The 15,458-nt window shown below is 68.8% G+C and carries 13 protein-coding genes; 6 read left to right on the top strand and 7 right to left on the bottom strand.

The window, feature by feature from the left end; translation table 11 throughout:
- Positions 1–3 precede the first annotated feature (3 nt).
- Positions 4–1,203, top strand: a complete 1,200-nt coding sequence (locus ACAM55_RS28290; RefSeq protein WP_369656580.1) for an efflux RND transporter periplasmic adaptor subunit — start codon at positions 4–6, stop codon at positions 1,201–1,203.
- A 57-nt stretch (positions 1,204–1,260) separates the two neighbouring features.
- On the opposite strand, the gene ACAM55_RS28295 is transcribed toward ACAM55_RS28290, so the two are convergent.
- Positions 1,261–1,683, bottom strand: a complete 423-nt coding sequence (locus tag ACAM55_RS28295; RefSeq protein WP_369656581.1) for an Hsp20/alpha crystallin family protein — start codon at positions 1,681–1,683, stop codon at positions 1,261–1,263.
- 245 nt (positions 1,684–1,928) lie between these two features.
- On the opposite strand from ACAM55_RS28295, the gene ACAM55_RS28300 reads away from it, so the two are divergent.
- The gene (locus ACAM55_RS28300; RefSeq protein ID WP_369656582.1) at positions 1,929–3,365 is read left to right on the top strand and encodes a phenylacetate--CoA ligase family protein; all 1,437 of its coding nucleotides are present in this window, start codon (positions 1,929–1,931) and stop codon (positions 3,363–3,365) included.
- On the opposite strand, the gene ACAM55_RS28305 is transcribed toward ACAM55_RS28300, so the two are convergent.
- Both ACAM55_RS28305 and ACAM55_RS28310 read right to left on the bottom strand, forming a co-directional pair.
- Complete coding sequence (locus tag ACAM55_RS28305) at positions 3,326–4,402, bottom strand: hypothetical protein (RefSeq protein ID WP_369656583.1); 1,077 nt, start codon at positions 4,400–4,402, stop codon at positions 3,326–3,328. The genes ACAM55_RS28300 and ACAM55_RS28305 overlap by 40 nt on opposite strands.
- Positions 4,403–4,415: 13 nt before the next feature.
- Positions 4,416–5,252: a universal stress protein gene (locus tag ACAM55_RS28310; RefSeq protein WP_369656584.1), complete on the bottom strand. Its 837-nt coding sequence runs from the start codon at positions 5,250–5,252 to the stop codon at positions 4,416–4,418.
- Between the two features lie 225 nt (positions 5,253–5,477).
- Between ACAM55_RS28310 and ACAM55_RS28315 the strand changes: the two genes are divergently transcribed.
- From ACAM55_RS28315 to ACAM55_RS28325, 3 genes are all read left to right on the top strand, one after another.
- Positions 5,478–6,320: a universal stress protein gene (locus tag ACAM55_RS28315; protein WP_369656585.1), complete on the top strand. Its 843-nt coding sequence runs from the start codon at positions 5,478–5,480 to the stop codon at positions 6,318–6,320.
- 22 nt (positions 6,321–6,342) lie between these two features.
- Positions 6,343–7,908: an AAA family ATPase gene (locus ACAM55_RS28320; protein ID WP_369656586.1), complete on the top strand. Its 1,566-nt coding sequence runs from the start codon at positions 6,343–6,345 to the stop codon at positions 7,906–7,908.
- A gap of 134 nt (positions 7,909–8,042) precedes the next feature.
- Positions 8,043–10,676 carry a cation-translocating P-type ATPase gene (locus tag ACAM55_RS28325; RefSeq protein WP_369656587.1) on the top strand — a complete coding sequence of 878 codons (2,634 nt, stop codon included), beginning with the start codon at positions 8,043–8,045 and terminating at the stop codon, positions 10,674–10,676.
- Here ACAM55_RS28325 and ACAM55_RS28330 read toward each other — a convergent pair.
- From ACAM55_RS28330 to ACAM55_RS28340, 3 genes are all read right to left on the bottom strand, one after another.
- Positions 10,660–10,869, bottom strand: a complete 210-nt coding sequence (locus ACAM55_RS28330) for a hypothetical protein (RefSeq protein WP_369656588.1) — start codon at positions 10,867–10,869, stop codon at positions 10,660–10,662. The two genes, ACAM55_RS28325 and ACAM55_RS28330, sit on opposite strands and share 17 nt — an antisense overlap.
- A gap of 118 nt (positions 10,870–10,987) precedes the next feature.
- Positions 10,988–11,377: a hypothetical protein gene (locus ACAM55_RS28335; RefSeq protein ID WP_369656589.1), complete on the bottom strand. Its 390-nt coding sequence runs from the start codon at positions 11,375–11,377 to the stop codon at positions 10,988–10,990.
- Between the two features lie 215 nt (positions 11,378–11,592).
- A complete protein-coding gene (locus ACAM55_RS28340; RefSeq protein WP_369656590.1) occupies positions 11,593–12,204 on the bottom strand; it encodes a hypothetical protein in 612 nt (203 codons plus the stop codon).
- Between the two features lie 211 nt (positions 12,205–12,415).
- Between ACAM55_RS28340 and ACAM55_RS28345 the strand changes: the two genes are divergently transcribed.
- Positions 12,416–12,853, top strand: coding sequence for a hypothetical protein (locus ACAM55_RS28345; RefSeq protein WP_369656591.1), 438 nt, complete (start codon positions 12,416–12,418; stop codon positions 12,851–12,853).
- Here ACAM55_RS28345 and ACAM55_RS28350 read toward each other — a convergent pair.
- Entirely contained in the window at positions 12,759–15,449 is a 2,691-nt protein-coding gene (locus ACAM55_RS28350; protein WP_369656592.1) for a GNAT family N-acetyltransferase, read from the bottom strand. The two genes, ACAM55_RS28345 and ACAM55_RS28350, sit on opposite strands and share 95 nt — an antisense overlap.
- Positions 15,450–15,458 lie beyond the last annotated feature (9 nt).

Raw genomic sequence — 15,458 nt, forward strand, 5'->3', positions numbered from 1 at the left:
GCCATGAACCCCAAGCCCCTGTGGATATCGATTGCAGCGGCCGCGGCCATGTCGGCCGTCCTGGTCTGGGCCTTCGCGCCGCGGCCGCTGGCCGTGGAGGTGGCGCGCGCCACCATGGGCCCCTACGAACAGTCGGTCGTCGAAGATGCAAGGACGCGCCTGCGTGACCGGTATGCCTTGAGCGCGCCGCTGGCCGGCCGGCTGGCCCGCATTGCGCTGCGCGAAGGAGATGCGGTGCAGGCCGGTGCCGTGGTTGCCACAATCACGCCGGCCCTCTCGCCCATGCTCGACGAACGCACCCGGCGCGAACAGTCCGCACGCGTGGAAGCCACCGAAGCAGCGGTGCGCCGTGCCGACGCCGGCATCCAGCGCGCGCGCGTTGCGGTGGAGCAGGCGCGCATCGAGCTTCGGCGCAACGAGCAGCTTGCGCAGCAGGACTTCGTCTCGGCTGCCAAGGTCGACGCCGACCGCCTGGCACTCCAGGCCGCCCAGACGGACCTGGATGTCGCGCTGCAGTCGCGGCAGGTGTCGGGCTACGAACGCGACACCGCGCGCGCCGCACTGGTCGCCATCCGCGCGACGGGCTCGAGCGAGGGAATCTTCGCCGTGCGCGCGCCGGTGAGCGGCAGCGTCCTGCGCGTGGCGCAGACCAGCGAGACCACGGTGGCGCTCGGCGCTCCGTTGATCGAGATCGGCGACACCGCACGGCTGGAGATCGTTGCCGAGCTTCTGACCACCGATGCGCTGCAGGCGCTGCCCGGCGCGCCGGTGCGTGTGGAGCGCTGGGGCGGCGGGGGCGTGCTGGAAGGCCGTGTGCGCCGGGTCGAGCCGGCGGCGTTCACCAAGGTGTCGGCGCTGGGCATCGAAGAGCAGCGTGTGAACGTGCTCATCGATCTCGTCGGGTCGCCCGACCAATGGCGGGCACTGGGCGACGGCTACCGGGTGGGCGTGCGCATCGTGACGCTGTTCCGCTCCTCGGTCCTGCGGGTGCCGGTGAGCGCGGTCTTTCCGCAGCCTGGCGGCGGAATGGCCGTCTTCGTGGTGGATGGCGCACACGCGCGGCTCACGCCGATCGAGCACGGCGGGCGCAACGGCAGCGAAGCCTGGGTGCGCGGAGGGCTCGCCGAGGGCGCCGAAGTGATCGTCTACCCGCCGGTGGCGCTGCGGGACGGGATGCGCGTCAAGGTGCGCGCGGTGCGTTGAGACTCCGCGGGCGCCTGGCCGGATGCCGGCAAGATTGCCGGCATCCGGCCCGGGCGCCTATTGGATCTTGAGCGTGCTGCGGCCGGTGCCTTCCCGCTTGGGAAGCGTCAGGCGCAGCACGCCGTCTTCCAGCTTGGCGACGGCGGTCTTCTCGTCGACCTCGGTCGCGAGCGAGAAGCCGCGCGACACGCTGCCGCGATAGGTCTCGGTGATGAGCGAGCGTCCGTGCTTCTTTTCCTGATCCTTCTTGATTTCGGCGGTGATCGACACATAGTTGCCATCGACCGAAACGCGGACGTCCTCCTTCTTCGCGCCGGGGATCTCGGCGGTGACGAGGTATTCCTTGTCGTTCTCGTTCACGTCGACGCGGATGTCGGCTGGCAGTTCGACGTCGTCGATCAGTTGCAGGGGCCGGGACCAGCGGCGCAGCATTTCGGGAAAAAGGTTTTCGAGCCGATCAAGGCGGGTGAGTGCGTTCATCATTTGCTCCAGAAGTTGGGTTGGATTTCGCGCCGGATCTGCCCTCGCAGGGAGTCGGCGCGAACAGTCACTCTAGGCATCTGCAGACACCGGGGTTTTGCGTTGAATCAACCGTACTCCCGGTGCGCATGCTTTCTCGCAGTGCAGAGGGGGTTGATGCATGTCAACGCACGAGCGCACCATGGGCGCAAGCTCGCCGATTCAAGAAGGAACCATCATGCGTATCGAATACGGAGACGATCCCCATGCTGCCCACCTTTGATCCATGGCAGACGGGCGCGGCCGCGGCGGATGTGTCCCTGGCCGCGCATGCGTCTGACGAAGCGCTTCGCCGCCGGCGCGCCGACCGGCTGGCGTCTCTCCTGGGGGCGGCGGCGGCGGGATCGGCCCTGTACCGGCGTGTGTTGGCGGGCCGCGATCCTGCGGCCGTCAGGCTGGAAGATCTGCCTGTCGTAAACAAGACGGACCTGATGGCCGATTTCCGGTCCTGGGTGGCCGACCCGGCACTCGATCCCGACGGGTTGCACCGCTTCGTTGCAGGCCGCGCGAACATCGCCGAGCCTTACCTCGACCGCTACATGGTGTGGGAGAGCTCGGGCAGCACTGGCGAGCCGGGCCTCTTCGTTCAGGATGCGGCCGCCATGGCGGTGTACGACGCGCTCGAAGCGATGCGCCGGCCGGTGCTTCGTCCGCTTCAGCGGTGGCTGGACCCGTGGGGTCTGACCGAGCGCATCGCCTTCGTCGGCGCGACGGGCGGCCATTTTGCAAGCACGGTGTCGGTCGAGCGTCTGCGCCGGCTCCAGCCGGGTCTTGCAGAGCGTCTGCGCAGCCTGTCTTTCCTGCAGCCGATCGATGCACTGGTTGCGGAACTGAATGCGTTTGCGCCGACAGTGCTCACCACCTACCCGAGTGCGGCCGTCCTGCTGGCGCACGAGCGCCGGTCCGGCCGGCTGAAGGCGTCGCCGCACGAAATCTGGACCGGCGGCGAGGGCTTTTCGCCCGCCAGGCGTGCGTTCGTCCAGAACGCCTTCGGTTGCCCGGTTGCCAACAGCTATGGCGCTTCGGAGTTCCTGTCGCTGGCGTTCGAATGCGCCCGCGGCGTGCTGCACCTGAACAGCGACTGGGCCATCCTCGAGCCGGTCGATGCGCAGGGTCGTGCCGTGCCCACCGGGCACGTCGGCGCGACCACGCTGCTCACCAACCTGGCCAATCACGTGCAGCCGCTCATCCGCTACGACCTGGGCGATCGCGTCACGCTGCTCGCCGCGCGCTGTGCATGCAGCTCACGCCTTCCGGCCATCGAGGTCAAGGGGCGGGACGATGACACGCTGGTGTTTCGCGGTGGTCGCGGCGCGCCGCCCGTGCAGATCGTCCCGCTGGCGGTGAGCACCGTGCTCGAGGAGGAGGCCGGCCTGTTCGACTTCCAGCTGGTGCAGCAGGCCCCCGGCGAGCTGCTGCTGCGAACCGGCCGGCATGGCGCGGACGCGCAGGCAACGCTGCAGAAGGCGCGAAAGATGCTCCTGGCGTTTCTGGCGGCGCAAGGAGCAAGCGGCGTGCACGTTCATTGCCGTGTCGGCGAGAGCGCCAGCTGCGGACGCAGCGGCAAGATGAAGCGCGTGGTTTCCTCGCTGCACGGGTCCGTTCATGTGCCGGAAAGCGCCACGAGCACCCGCTTCAGATAGCGGGAGGCCTGCGGCAGCCATTTCTCCGGATGGCGGGGATCGGTCTCCAGCAGGTGAGCGGCGCTCAGGCGCGCCCGCATCAACGCATTTTTTGCCGCGTACAGGCGCAGCAGCGCGGGCGGGGGCGTGTCGTCCAGGGCTGCAGCCATCCGGGTACACAACAGCGGACCGACCGATGCGTCGCCGGCCATGTCGCATTCCAGGCCCAGAAAACACAGCTCGTCGAATGGGTCGACCTCGCCCAGGCGGGCATCGAACTCGAGTGCGTCGAATACTGCCGGCGGGTCCACCAGGCACACGTGCTCGGCCCGCAGGTCGCCATGGCCTTCGACGAGACGTCTCTCGGCGACACGTGCGCGCAGCAGCCCTTCGTGCATCAGCAGCGCGTCGTGTGTTCGCTGGCATGCTTCGTGAACGCCGGGCAGGACGGAGGCGAACTGCTCGAGGACGCTCGCACCGAGCGCGAGCCCGTGGCGAAGGCGCGCGGCGTATTCGCCCTCGTCGATGTCGGCATGCACGGCCCCCCGGTAGAAGGCCGCCAGGGTGCCCACCAGCGCATCGACATCGCGCGGCAGGAGTTCGCCGCGCCGGATCACCTCGTCGAGCATGCGTTCCTGCGGTAGCCGCCGCATGACGACGACCCAATCCACGGTCTGCCGATCCGGCCGAAGGTAGGTTTCCGGAACGGCGCTGAGCGTCCCGTCGTGCCATTGCAGGGCGAGCAGCCCGAGATAGACGCCCGGCGCCAGGCGCCGGTTCAGGCGCAGTTCCCGCCTGGCATTGCACTCGCGCGCTTCCACGCTGGAATAGTCGACGGGCGGATGGCACACGGGCTTTTTCAGCTTCAGCACTTCGGTCCTGCCCACGAGCACCCACGACATGTGGGTTTCGATGCGCTGCGCCCGTGCACCCGCGTCGCTCGCCGCAAGAAAGGACTCGAGGCAGCGGACCTTGGCTTCGGTGTCGGGGGCCTGCTCGGACTGTTGCCCGGTGGCGGAGGGCGAACGGCGCAGGGCAGTGGCGGTATGGGGGGTCATCGGCTTGCGTGGCTCAGTGGGCCATCCACACAGGCACGGTGGCCGAATCCAGCACGGTGCGCGTGACGCCGCCCAGCACCAGCTCTCTGGCCCGGCTGTGCCCATAGCAGCCCATCACGAGCAGATCGGCGCCCACGTTCCCGGCGAGCGACAGCAGGGCCTTGCCCGGGTATCTGGCGTCCAGGGGCGGATGCTCGTGCATCTGCCCGACGCCATGCATCAGCAGATAGCTTCGAACCTGCGCCATCGCAGGCGCCAGGCCGCCGGGACTCTCGTCCGCGGTACCGACGAGGTGAACCTGTTTCGCATTCCGCAGCAAGGGCAGGGCGGTGGCCAATGCGTTCGCAGCTTCGCGTGTGGAACGCCATGCGACCAGCACCGTCTCCAGCCTTGCCGATGGCTCGCCTGCGAAAGGAACGATCAGGGCGGGCTTGCCGCTGCCGAGCAGCGCCGCCTCGACGAAATCTCCGGGCACGTCGAAGCCGGTGGCGTCGCGCGGATTGCGCTGTCCAAGCACCATGAGGTCAGCGGTCAACGCACGGTGCACAAAGCTTTCGGTGACCGGCTCGCCGCGAAGCTCCTGCCAGTCGCTGCGCACGGGGCTGTCCTGCAGCGCGCGCTCGAACATCGCCAGCGCGCGCGCCCGATGTTCCGGATCGACCGGGCCCCGCGTGGGCATCGCCGGCAGGCCGCCGGGCAGGGCCAGCGTCGGCAGCACTGCAGGCGTGACTGCGAAGAGCGCGGTCAGCGTGCACTGGTGGGCCTGTGCGAGCCGTTGGGCGAGCCGCAGCCGTGCCTCGGCGCGGGCGGTGCCGTCCAGATGGACGAGGATGGAACGGAGCGGATTCATGGTCGACCTTGCAGTTATGCGGAATGCGACGGGCCAGCGTAGGCCGGCAAGCCTCGCCGCGGATTGCGCTCGATCAACTCCGGCGCAAGGCAGTTACTTGCCGTTTCGGCGGCGGCGTGCCGCGGCGATGAATTGATGAATATCAACAGGTTCTTCTCGCGGGCGCCGAAGATTCGCCTACCGCCTTCTTCTTGCCCAGCGCACCACAGACCGGGAGTCTTCCCCATGAAATTCAAGACCATCCTCGTCCACCTCGACCATTCGGACCGCAGTCCGGCGCGCGCAGCGCTGGCGGCGCGATGGGCCAGGGTGCACGGAAGCCATCTTGTCGGCCTCCTGCCCACAGGGACGTACGACGGAGTGATTCCAGCCGATGCCATCCCCACGGGCATGACCGACTTCATTGCGGAATCGGCCGACTACCTGCGCCGGCGCGCTGAAGCCATCAGCCGGGAGTTCAGGGAAGGCATCGCGGCGACGGGCATCCTCCCGTACGAGGTTCGTCTGGTCGACGGCGCGACCATCGATGCCGTGGTGCAACATGGCCACGCGAGCGATCTCGTCGTGCTGGGGCAGGACGACGCCTCGAGCGCGACGGACGTCTCGGTGCACGGGCTCGCGGGCCATGTGCTGATGGAAGTGGGGCGGCCCGTTCTGATCGTGCCGTCCGCCGGGCAATTCGAAGGCGTCGCAAGGAACGCCGTGGTCGCATGGAACGGCTCGCGGGAATCCGCCGTCGCCCTGCATGCGGCCCTGCCGGCGCTGCGCTGCGCATCGCGCGTGACGCTCGTTTCCTTCCGGCATCCCAACGAAGATGACGACGATCGGCAACCCTCCATCGCGGACATGCTCCAGTTCCTGTCGCGACACGGCATCCATGCGACGTTCGAGCGGAACATCACGGACATCGACGTCGCGGACGCGCTGCTGTCGCGCGTCTCGGACCTGGGGGCCGACCTGCTCGTGATGGGGGGATACGGGCATTCGCGGCTGCGCGAACTGGTGCTGGGCGGCGTCACGCGGCAGATTCTTGCGAAGATGACCGTGCCGGTCCTGACGGCGCATTGAAGGCGCGCCCCCTGAACCTCCCATGGAACGAATCGATACGACCCTCGTCACGGCGCTGCGAGAGCGATTGCGGCAGGTGTCGGGCACCGAAATCGAAACGGTCGAGACGCACATCTCCTGGGTATTGCTGACGCCGGCGCTGGCCTACAAGCTCAAGAAGCCCGTGCATCTTCCGTTCGTCGATTTCTCCAGCGTCGCGGCGCGCGAGCACTTCTGCAACGAGGAACTCAGGCTCAACCGGCGCTTCGCCCCGTCGCTGTACCTGGGCGTGGTGCCGGTATACGGCACGGTCGACGCGCCGCGGATCGGCGGTGACGGAAAGGATGAAACCAGCGAGCCGATCGACCACCTGGTCTGCATGCGTCGCTTTCCCGAATCGGCGGTGCTGCGCAGCCAGTTGCGCGCTCCTTCTTTCGATCCGGCGCTGCTCGATCGCTTTGCGCAGCGCCTGGCGGCCTCCCATGCAAGCGCCGGCCGCGCAACGCCGCCCAGCCCGTTCGGCGACCCCGGGCAAATCGCCTTGGCGGCGACGCGCATCGTCGCCCAGTTGCGCGCGCAGGTTGGCATCCCACGTCTCGAGCCGGTGCAGCAATGGATCGACGACAAGGCGTGCGAGCTGCGCATGGCCTGGTTCGCTCGCCAGCAGGGCGGTGCGGCACGGGAATGCCACGGCGACCTGCACACCGCGAACATCGTCTGCCTGGACGCCGAACTGGTGGCCTTCGATTGCATCGAGTTCGACCCCGCGCTGCGATGGATCGATGTGATGAGCGATGTCGCGTTTCTCACCATGGACCTGAAGGCGCGAGGCCGGCGCGATCTCGCGTTTCGCTTCCTCGATGCCTGGCTGCAGCACAGCGGCGACTACGAAGGCCTGCCGGTGCTGGTGTTCTACGAGGTGTACCGGTCGCTCGTGCGGGGGCTTGCGTCTTGCCTCGGCCCAGGGCACGAGGCGCCGGATGGCACGGCCGGCGGCGTCGACTACATGGCGTGCGCGCACGAGCTGATGCGGGACACCCATGGCGGCGCCCGTCTCATGATCACCCATGGCTTCTCCGGTTCGGGCAAGTCGAGCATTGCCTCGCAGCTGGTGCAGTTCGCGGGTGCCGTCCGCATCCGCTCGGACGTGGAGCGCAAGCGCCTTTTCGGCCTTGGCCCGCTGGCCCGATCGGCGGGGCAGGGCATCGACATCTATACGCCCGAAGCCACCCGGCGCACGTTCGACCGGATGTGGGCCTGCGCGCGCTCCGCCTTGCTCGCGGGCTGCCCGGTGATCGTGGACGCGGCCTTCCTGCGGCGGGGCGAGCGCCGGAACTTCGAACGCCTTGCAGCCGAGTTGGGTGTGTCCTGCTCGATTCTCGATTGCCGCGCGAGCGATGCGGTGCTGCGGCACCGGGTGGCCCAGCGCTGCGCCCATGGGGACGACGCGTCCGAGGCCGACCTTCAGGTGCTCGATCGGCAGCTGGCGTACCACGAACCGCTGGACGACGGGGAAAGCGCGCGCGCCATCGAGGTGTTCACCGACGGCGCCGTCGACGTTGCGTCGATCGAATCGCGATGGCGGGATGCAGCCGCCAAAAGCGCGTAGCAGCGCCCGCGAATTCAGCGTGAAAGTCTGCCGGCATGAGCGCGACCCGCCCTGATAGGCATCAAGGCATATCTTCCCTGCTGCCATTTGCGCATCGTCAAGGCCTGATTGCCCGTAACGAGCACGATCGCCGGATGAACGATCCGCAAGATGCCGGCACGCTGGCGCGCGACGCGCACCTGCATCCCGTCGCCGCGCTCGCGGCTCACCTGGGCGTGGACCCCCGCGAGGGCCTGCGCGCCGACGAGGCTCTGAAGCGCCAGGAGTTTCACGGCCGCAACAGCCTGCCGGAATCACCGCCCCGCAGCCTGGCTCGACGGGTGCTCGATCAGTTCCGAGACTTCATGGTGCTGGTCCTGATTGCGGCGGCATTGCTGTCCGGCCTCATCGGGGATGTCGCGGACACCGTGGCCATCGGCGTCATCGTCGTGCTCAACGCCGCCATCGGCCTCGCCCAGGAGTGGCGGGCAGAGCGCGCGCTCGATGCGCTCAAGCGGTTGGCCAGTCCGCATGCCACCGTGCGGCGCGAGGGCAGTACCCAGATCCTGGAGACGAGCCAGCTGGTGCCTGGCGACGTGGTGCTGCTCGAGGCAGGCAACCTCGTGCCGGCCGATCTTCGCCTGCACCATGCCGCGCATCTGCGGGTGGATGAATCGACGCTGACCGGGGAGTCGGTCACGGTGGAAAAACACACCGCGCATCTGCCCCATGGCGCGCACGCGCTGGGCGATAGGCTCAACATGGCATTCAAGGGAACGCTGGTCACGCACGGCCGGGCCGAAGGACTGGTGACCGCCACCGGCGCCCAGACCGAGCTGGGCCGCGTGGCCGGCCTGCTGCGCGACACAGAGGCGCGAAGCACGCCGCTGCAGTTGCGCCTGGCTTCGTTCGGCAAGCGGCTGTCCCTGGTGGTCCTGTGCATCTGCGCGCTGATCTTTGGCATTGGCGTGGTGCGCGGCGAAGCGGTGCTGCTCATGGCGTTGACCGCCATCAGCCTGGCGGTCGCGGCCATTCCCGAGGCACTGCCTGCCGTGGTGACCGTGCTGCTCGCGCTGGGCGCTCGCCGCATGGTGAAGGTGAACGCGCTCGTTCGCCGTCTGCCCTCCGTCGAAACGCTCGGCTCCGTGAGCGTGATCTGCTCCGACAAGACCGGCACCCTGACGCAGAACCGGATGCGGGTCCAGGTGGTGGATCTTCTTGCCGGTGGATCACGGGAATCCATTTGGCGTGCGGTGCTGCTGTGCACCGACGCCAGCATCGATGCCCAGGGAGCGTGGATGGGAGACCCCACCGAGACCGCACTGGTCGAAGCCGCCCAGGCCGATGGCGTCGATCCCGGTGCGGTGCGCGCAGCCCATGCCCGCTTGCACGAGTGGCCTTTCGACTCCGAGCGCAAGCGCATGAGTACGCTGCACCGCGCGCATGAAGGCTGGCTCGCCGTCACCAAGGGCGCACCCGAAACGGTGCTGCCGCGCTGCACCCGACTGGCATCAGGGCAGGGAGATCTGCTGCTGGACGGCGCCGAGGCCCTGTTCGCCGCGGAGGCACTGGCAGCGCAAGGGCTGCGCGTGCTCGCGGTGGCGCACCGCTGCTTCGCCAAGGACCCCGCGGGCCAGGCCGCCGATGCCGTCGAATCCGACATGGTCCTGCTCGGGCTCGTGGGGCTGGCCGATCCGCCGCGCCCTCAGGCCAAGGCCGCCGTGGCCGACTGCCGCAGCGCGGGCATCACGCCGGTGATGATCACCGGCGACCATCCGGCAACGGCAATGGCCATCGCGCGCGAACTCGGCATTGCCGAGGGCAACGCGCCGCCGCTCACGGGTGCGCAGCTCGGCGCGATGGACGACGACGCGTTGCAGCGCGCGGCCCGCGACGTGCGCGTGTATGCACGGGTCGACCCGGCCCAGAAGATCCGGATTGTCAGGGCGCTGCAGGCCCAGGGCCAGTTCGTGGCCATGACCGGCGACGGCGTCAACGACGCGCCCGCGCTCAAGCAGGCGGACATCGGCGTGGCGATGGGATTGGGCGGCACCGACGTCGCTCGCGAGGCGGCGAGCCTCGTGCTGCTCGACGACAATTTCGCGAGCATCGTGGCGGCCGTCGGCGAGGGACGGCGTATCTTCGACAACATCCGAAAGTTCATCCGCTACGCGATGACGGGGAACTCCGGGGAGATCTGGACCTTGTTCCTCGCACCTCTGATGGGCATGCCGATCCCGCTATTGCCGCTGCACATTCTCTGGGTCAATCTGGTGACCGACGGGCTACCTGGCCTCGCCCTTGCCGCCGAGCCTGCCGAGCGAGACGTCATGCGGCGCCCGCCGCGCGCGCCAGGCGAAAGCGTGTTTGCGGGCGGGCTGTGGCAGCACGCGCTGTGGGTCGGCTTGCTGATTGCCGCGCTGTGCCTGGGCATCCAGGCCTGGGCCCTGAAGACCGGCATGCACTGGCAGACGATGGTGTTCACGGTGCTCACGCTGTCGCAGATGGGGCATGTGCTGGCCATTCGCTCGGAGACCGATTCGCTGTTCACCCAGGGGCTGCGAAGCAACTTGCCGCTGGCCGGCGCGGTCCTGTCAACGCTGGTGCTCCAGCTCGCGGTGATCTACGTGCCTGCCTTGCAGGCGGTGTTTCGCACCGAGGCTCTGACGGCCGGCGAACTGGGGCTGTGCCTGGCCTGCGCGGCGGGGGTCTTTTTCGCGGTGGAGGCTGAAAAATGGATCCGCCGCCAGACGGCTCGCAGGCTTCGGCGCGTCAGTGCGACGGGCTGACGCGCACTTGGGGCCAGGCCAACTCCAGCCCCATCATCGCGCGTGCATAGAGGTAGTTGTTGAACATCGGTTCGCTGAGCGAGTCCATGTCGACGTGGCCGACTGCGTCACAAGGAAATGTGAAGGCGCGGTGATTGGCGTACAGCGGTTGAAAGCGCAGTTCGTAGCCGCCGGATGCATTGAGTGTGGCCATTTGGGTCTCCTTGTGCGTTGCGTGAGCCGTTGCAACAAGAGAACGAATCGCGCCATCTCAATTTAGACCTCGTGCTTGACCGCATAGCCAATGCTGCGCATCAGACGGAAACACTGTGTCAACCGTCGGTGTCAGCCCGCCCGGGCACATCCGGGTGGTCGCACGTCGCCCGGCCGGGCCGGCGGCGAAAACTGCTGAGCCAGGCGGCCAGTTGCGCGAAATTCAGCGCCGCGCTGCCCGAGCGCGGGCGTTCCTGCCGTGGCGGGGGGAGCGGCGCGTCCTCCACCACCCGATTGGTGCGCAGGGCTTCCCATCCGCGGGATGTGATCTCGAGCACGGTGGCCGGGTCCTGCCGCTGGCAGTGGTCGCAGTCGACGTGCACGGGCGGGATCAGCACCTTGACCAGACCGGCGGCCTCCAGAAGGCGCAACCTGTCGATCATCGCCGGATCGCCCTTTGTGCAGGGCAGCGGCGTTTCGGACAGCTCTCTCAGAAGGATCAGGGACATGTTCGAACCTCCCGAGATTCAGTCGAGCGTGACCCAGAAAACGAACATGTTCAGCGCGAGACACGCTCCCGCGGCAAGCAGCACCGCGATCAGCGCGATGGCGAGCCACTGGAGCATGGACATGGACGGCCTCGTTTCTTTCTCTCGGGTTGGAGAGCATCTTCTGCGGCACACCGCCTCGGCTTCGACGGGATTTCAAGGAATGCCGCGTCGGACTACTTCTTGTCGGTTCCCGCGGGACGCGCCGCATGCTTGATGGCCTCGACCGTCCTGGCAGAAGCGTCCGCAGCGGCCTTTGCAGCGCTGCGCGTGGCTTCCACGGCCTTGTCGAGCGCTTCGCGCGTGGCTTGCGCGGCCTTTTCAGCATCCTCCTTGCTGGCTTCGGCGGAACGCTTGAGCGACTCCTCCGCCCTTCGAAGCGCTTCCGCAGTGGCAGCTGAGGCCTTCTTGCTTTCTTCCTCCACCGTGCGCGCGGCGTCCTTGCTTTCGTCCAGCGCCTTGCTTGCCGAGGTGCTCGCCTTTTCCTCCAGCCGGTTGGCGGCCTCGGCGGCTTTCCGGGCGGCGCGGCGCACGCCTTCGGCCAGCGCCTTCGACACCTTGCCGGTGGCAATCCTGCTCTTTTCTGCCGCGGCCTTTGTGGCATCGGCGGCTTCGCGCGCCGCTTTCTCGGCGTCTCTCGCGGCCCTGCCGGCGGCGTCTCCGGCTTTCTGGCTCGTGCTCGAGGGCGGGCTCAGCTGGCCCGGCGCGGTGCTGTCCGCGGCAAAGGCGATGCTGCCCAGCGCAACGGCGAGCGGCGCCAGCAAGAAGCGAAGTTTTCTGGATGTCATGTTGTGTTCCTGAATTGATGTGAAAACACTGGATCCATTCATTGGCCGGCCTGTCGGGCCGCCCAGTCCTGCCGCCCAGCAGAAAGGAGAATCATCGGAAATCCACTCTAGCCATCCCCACCGGCGCATCCGTTGCGCTGGATCAAGCGAGCGCGCAGTCTCCGGGCGGACGATGGCGCCTCCACCCGCTGCGGTCGAACAGGAGACGAGCATGCGTCCTACACCGATCCCTCTCGACGGCCCTCGAAGCCGCCTCGGCCGCCGGCATGCGCCAAGCCGGGTCCCGCTGGCGGCGGCCGTGTTGGTCGTGACCGCGCTGCAGGGCAGCCCGGCCCAGGCTCAGACCCAGGCCCAGTCCCGCGGCGAACTGCTCTACAACACGAACTGCATCGCCTGCCACAGCACGCAGATGCACTGGCGCAGCAGGAGGCTGGCCACCGACTGGAACAGCCTCGAGGTCCAGGTCCGCCGCTGGCAGCAGGCCGCGTCGCTCGGCTGGCGCGACGAGGACATCGTGGAGGTCGCGCGCTTCCTGAACGAGCGCTACTACGGCTTCACGCCGACGACCACGTCGGGATCGCTCGGGGCGCCAGGTCCATCACCATTCGCCGCAGGCCCGAGGCCGGCGGCTCCGCCGGGTCGGCCTTGAAGCCCAAGGCGGTCGAGAGCTTCAGCATGCGCGTGTTCTCGCGCAGCACGAAGCCGACCAGGCGCTCGATGCCGCGGCGGCGCGCATGCTCGATCAGGCGCTCGAAGAGCAGGGTGCCCAGCCCCTGGCCCTTGAGGTCGGAGCGCACGATGATCGCGAACTCGGCCTCCACGTTGTCGGGGTCGCTCACCGTGCGGGCCACGCCCAGGGTCTCGGCGCAGCCCTGGGCATCGAGGCCCTCGGCGATGAAGGCCATCTCGCGGTCGTAGTCGATCTGCGTGAGGCGGGCGAGTTCGCTGCGCGGCAGTTCCCTGCGGGTCGAGAAGACGCGCATGCGGATGTCTTCCGCGTCCAGCGATTCGAAGAAGCGCCGGTGCTGCGCCTCGTCCTCGGGGCGGATCGGCCGCACCACGATCTGGCGGCCGTTCCAGCTTTGCGTGCGCACCCACTGCGCCGGGTAGGGCAGGATGGCGAAGCGTTCGGCGCCGGCCACGGGCGTGCGCGACAGCCGAACACGCGCATCGAGCGCCAGCGCGCCGTTCTCGTCGACCCACAGCGGGTTGATGTCGAGCTCGGCCAGCTGCGGCAGGTCGGCCAGCATCTGCGAGACCGCCACCAGCACGTCGTACAACGCGTCGAGCCGGGCCGGCGGGTGGTCGCGAAAACCGGCCAGCAGCCGCGCCACGCGGGTGCGCGACACCAGCTCGCGGGCCAGCGCGCGGTTCAGCGGCGGCAGCGCGATGGCCGTGTCGCCGATCACCTCGACCGCGGTACCGCCCTGCCCGCAGAGGATCACGGGGCCGAACACGCTGTCGATGCTGGCGCCCACGATCAGTTCCTGCGCATGCGGGCGGTGCACCGCGGGCTGCACGGTGAAGCCGTCGATCCGCGCCAGCGGCCTGGCGCTTCGCACCGCCTCGAGCATCTCGCGGGCGGCGCCGGCCACGGCGGCTTCGCTGTCCAGTCCGAGCCGCACGCCGCCCACATCCGACTTGTGGGTGATGTCGCGCGACAGGATCTTGAGCGCCACCGGATAGCCCAGGCCGCGCGCCGCCTCGACGGCTGCCTCGGCCGTCGCTGTGACCGCCAGCGTGGGCACGACCTCGATCCCGTAGGCCTTCAGCAGTGCCTTGGCCTCCTGTTCGCCCAGCCACTCGCGGCCTTCGGCCATGGCGGCCTCCAGCGGCGCACGGACCGCGGCGGCGTCGGGCGAGGCGTGGGGGCTGGCGCTCGGCGTCTCCATCAGGATGTCCTGGTTGCGCCGGTAGGTCTGCAGCATGGCGAAGGCGTGCACCGCTTCTTCCGGCGTGGCGTAGTCGGCGATGCCGGCGTCCTCGAAGAGCTTGCGCGCCTGCGCCACCGCGTTGTCGCCGAGCCAGGCGCTCATCACGCGCGAGGCATGGCTGCGCACCAGCGGCAGGCAGACTCGCGCGATGTCCTCGCTGCGCACGATGGCGGTCGGTGCATGCATGAAGAGCACGGCGCCCGCCGAGTCGTCGGCCAGCAGGGCCGAGAGGGTCTCCGCATAGCGCTCGACCGGCGCGTCGCCGATGATGTCGACGGGATTGGCGCGCGACCAATGGGCCGGCAGGATGGCATCGAGGCGGGCCAGAAGGGCGGCGTCGGGCTCCGCGAGCGCCACGCCCTCTTGCGCGGCCGCGTCGGCGGCCATGACGCCGGCGCCGCCGCCATTGGTCATGACCGTGAGCGTGGTGTGCCGATTGCCGCGAAAGCGCGACAGCGTCTCGGCGGCAATGAACAGTTCCTGCAGGGTGTCGACGCGCAGCATGCCGGCGCGCCGGATGGCCGCGTCATACACCGTGTCGGAGCCGGCCAGCGCGCCGGTGTGCGAGGCTGCCGCCTTCACGCCGTTGCCGGCGCGGCCGGCCTTCACCACGATCACGGGCTTGTTGCGCGCGGCGGCCCGCGCGGCCGACATGAACTTGCGCGGCGATTCGATCGACTCCACGTAGAGCAGGATCGATCGGGTGTGCGCATCGCTGGCCAGGTGGTCGAGCAGATCGCCGAAGTCGACGTCGCAGTGGTCGCCCAGGGAGATCAGGTGCGACAGGCCCACGCCGCGGCTGCGCGTCCAGTCGAGCACGGCAGTGACCAGCGCGCCCGATTGCGAGACGAACGCCACGTCGCCCGCCAGCGCATCGGTGTGCGCGAAGCTGGCGTTCAGTCCGATGTGCGGGCTGAGCAGCCCCAGGCAGTTGGGGCCGAGCAGCCGCAGTGTGAACGGGCGCGCCGCGTCCAGCGCGGCCTTCCTCTGTTCCGCGCTCAGTCCCGCCGTGACGATGACCACCGCGCGGGTGCCGAGCGCGCCGAGTTCGGCGACCAGCGGCGCCACGGTGGCCGGTGGCGTGCAGATCAGCGCCAGGTCGGGCGCCGCGGGCAGATGGGCCGCTGCCGCGAAGATGGGCACGCCATCCAGCGAGGAGTGCTTCGGGTTCACACCGTACACCGGCCCCGCGAAAGGGCCGGCGCGCAGGTTGCGCCACACCGTGGCGCCGACGCTGCCGGGCCGGTTGGAGGCGCCGAACACGGCGACGGAGGCCGGCGACAGCAGGCGATCGAGATGGCGAATGCTCAAGGAAGGCTC

This window comes from Variovorax sp. V213 (assembly GCF_041154455.1).
Lineage (GTDB): Bacteria > Pseudomonadota > Gammaproteobacteria > Burkholderiales > Burkholderiaceae_C > Variovorax.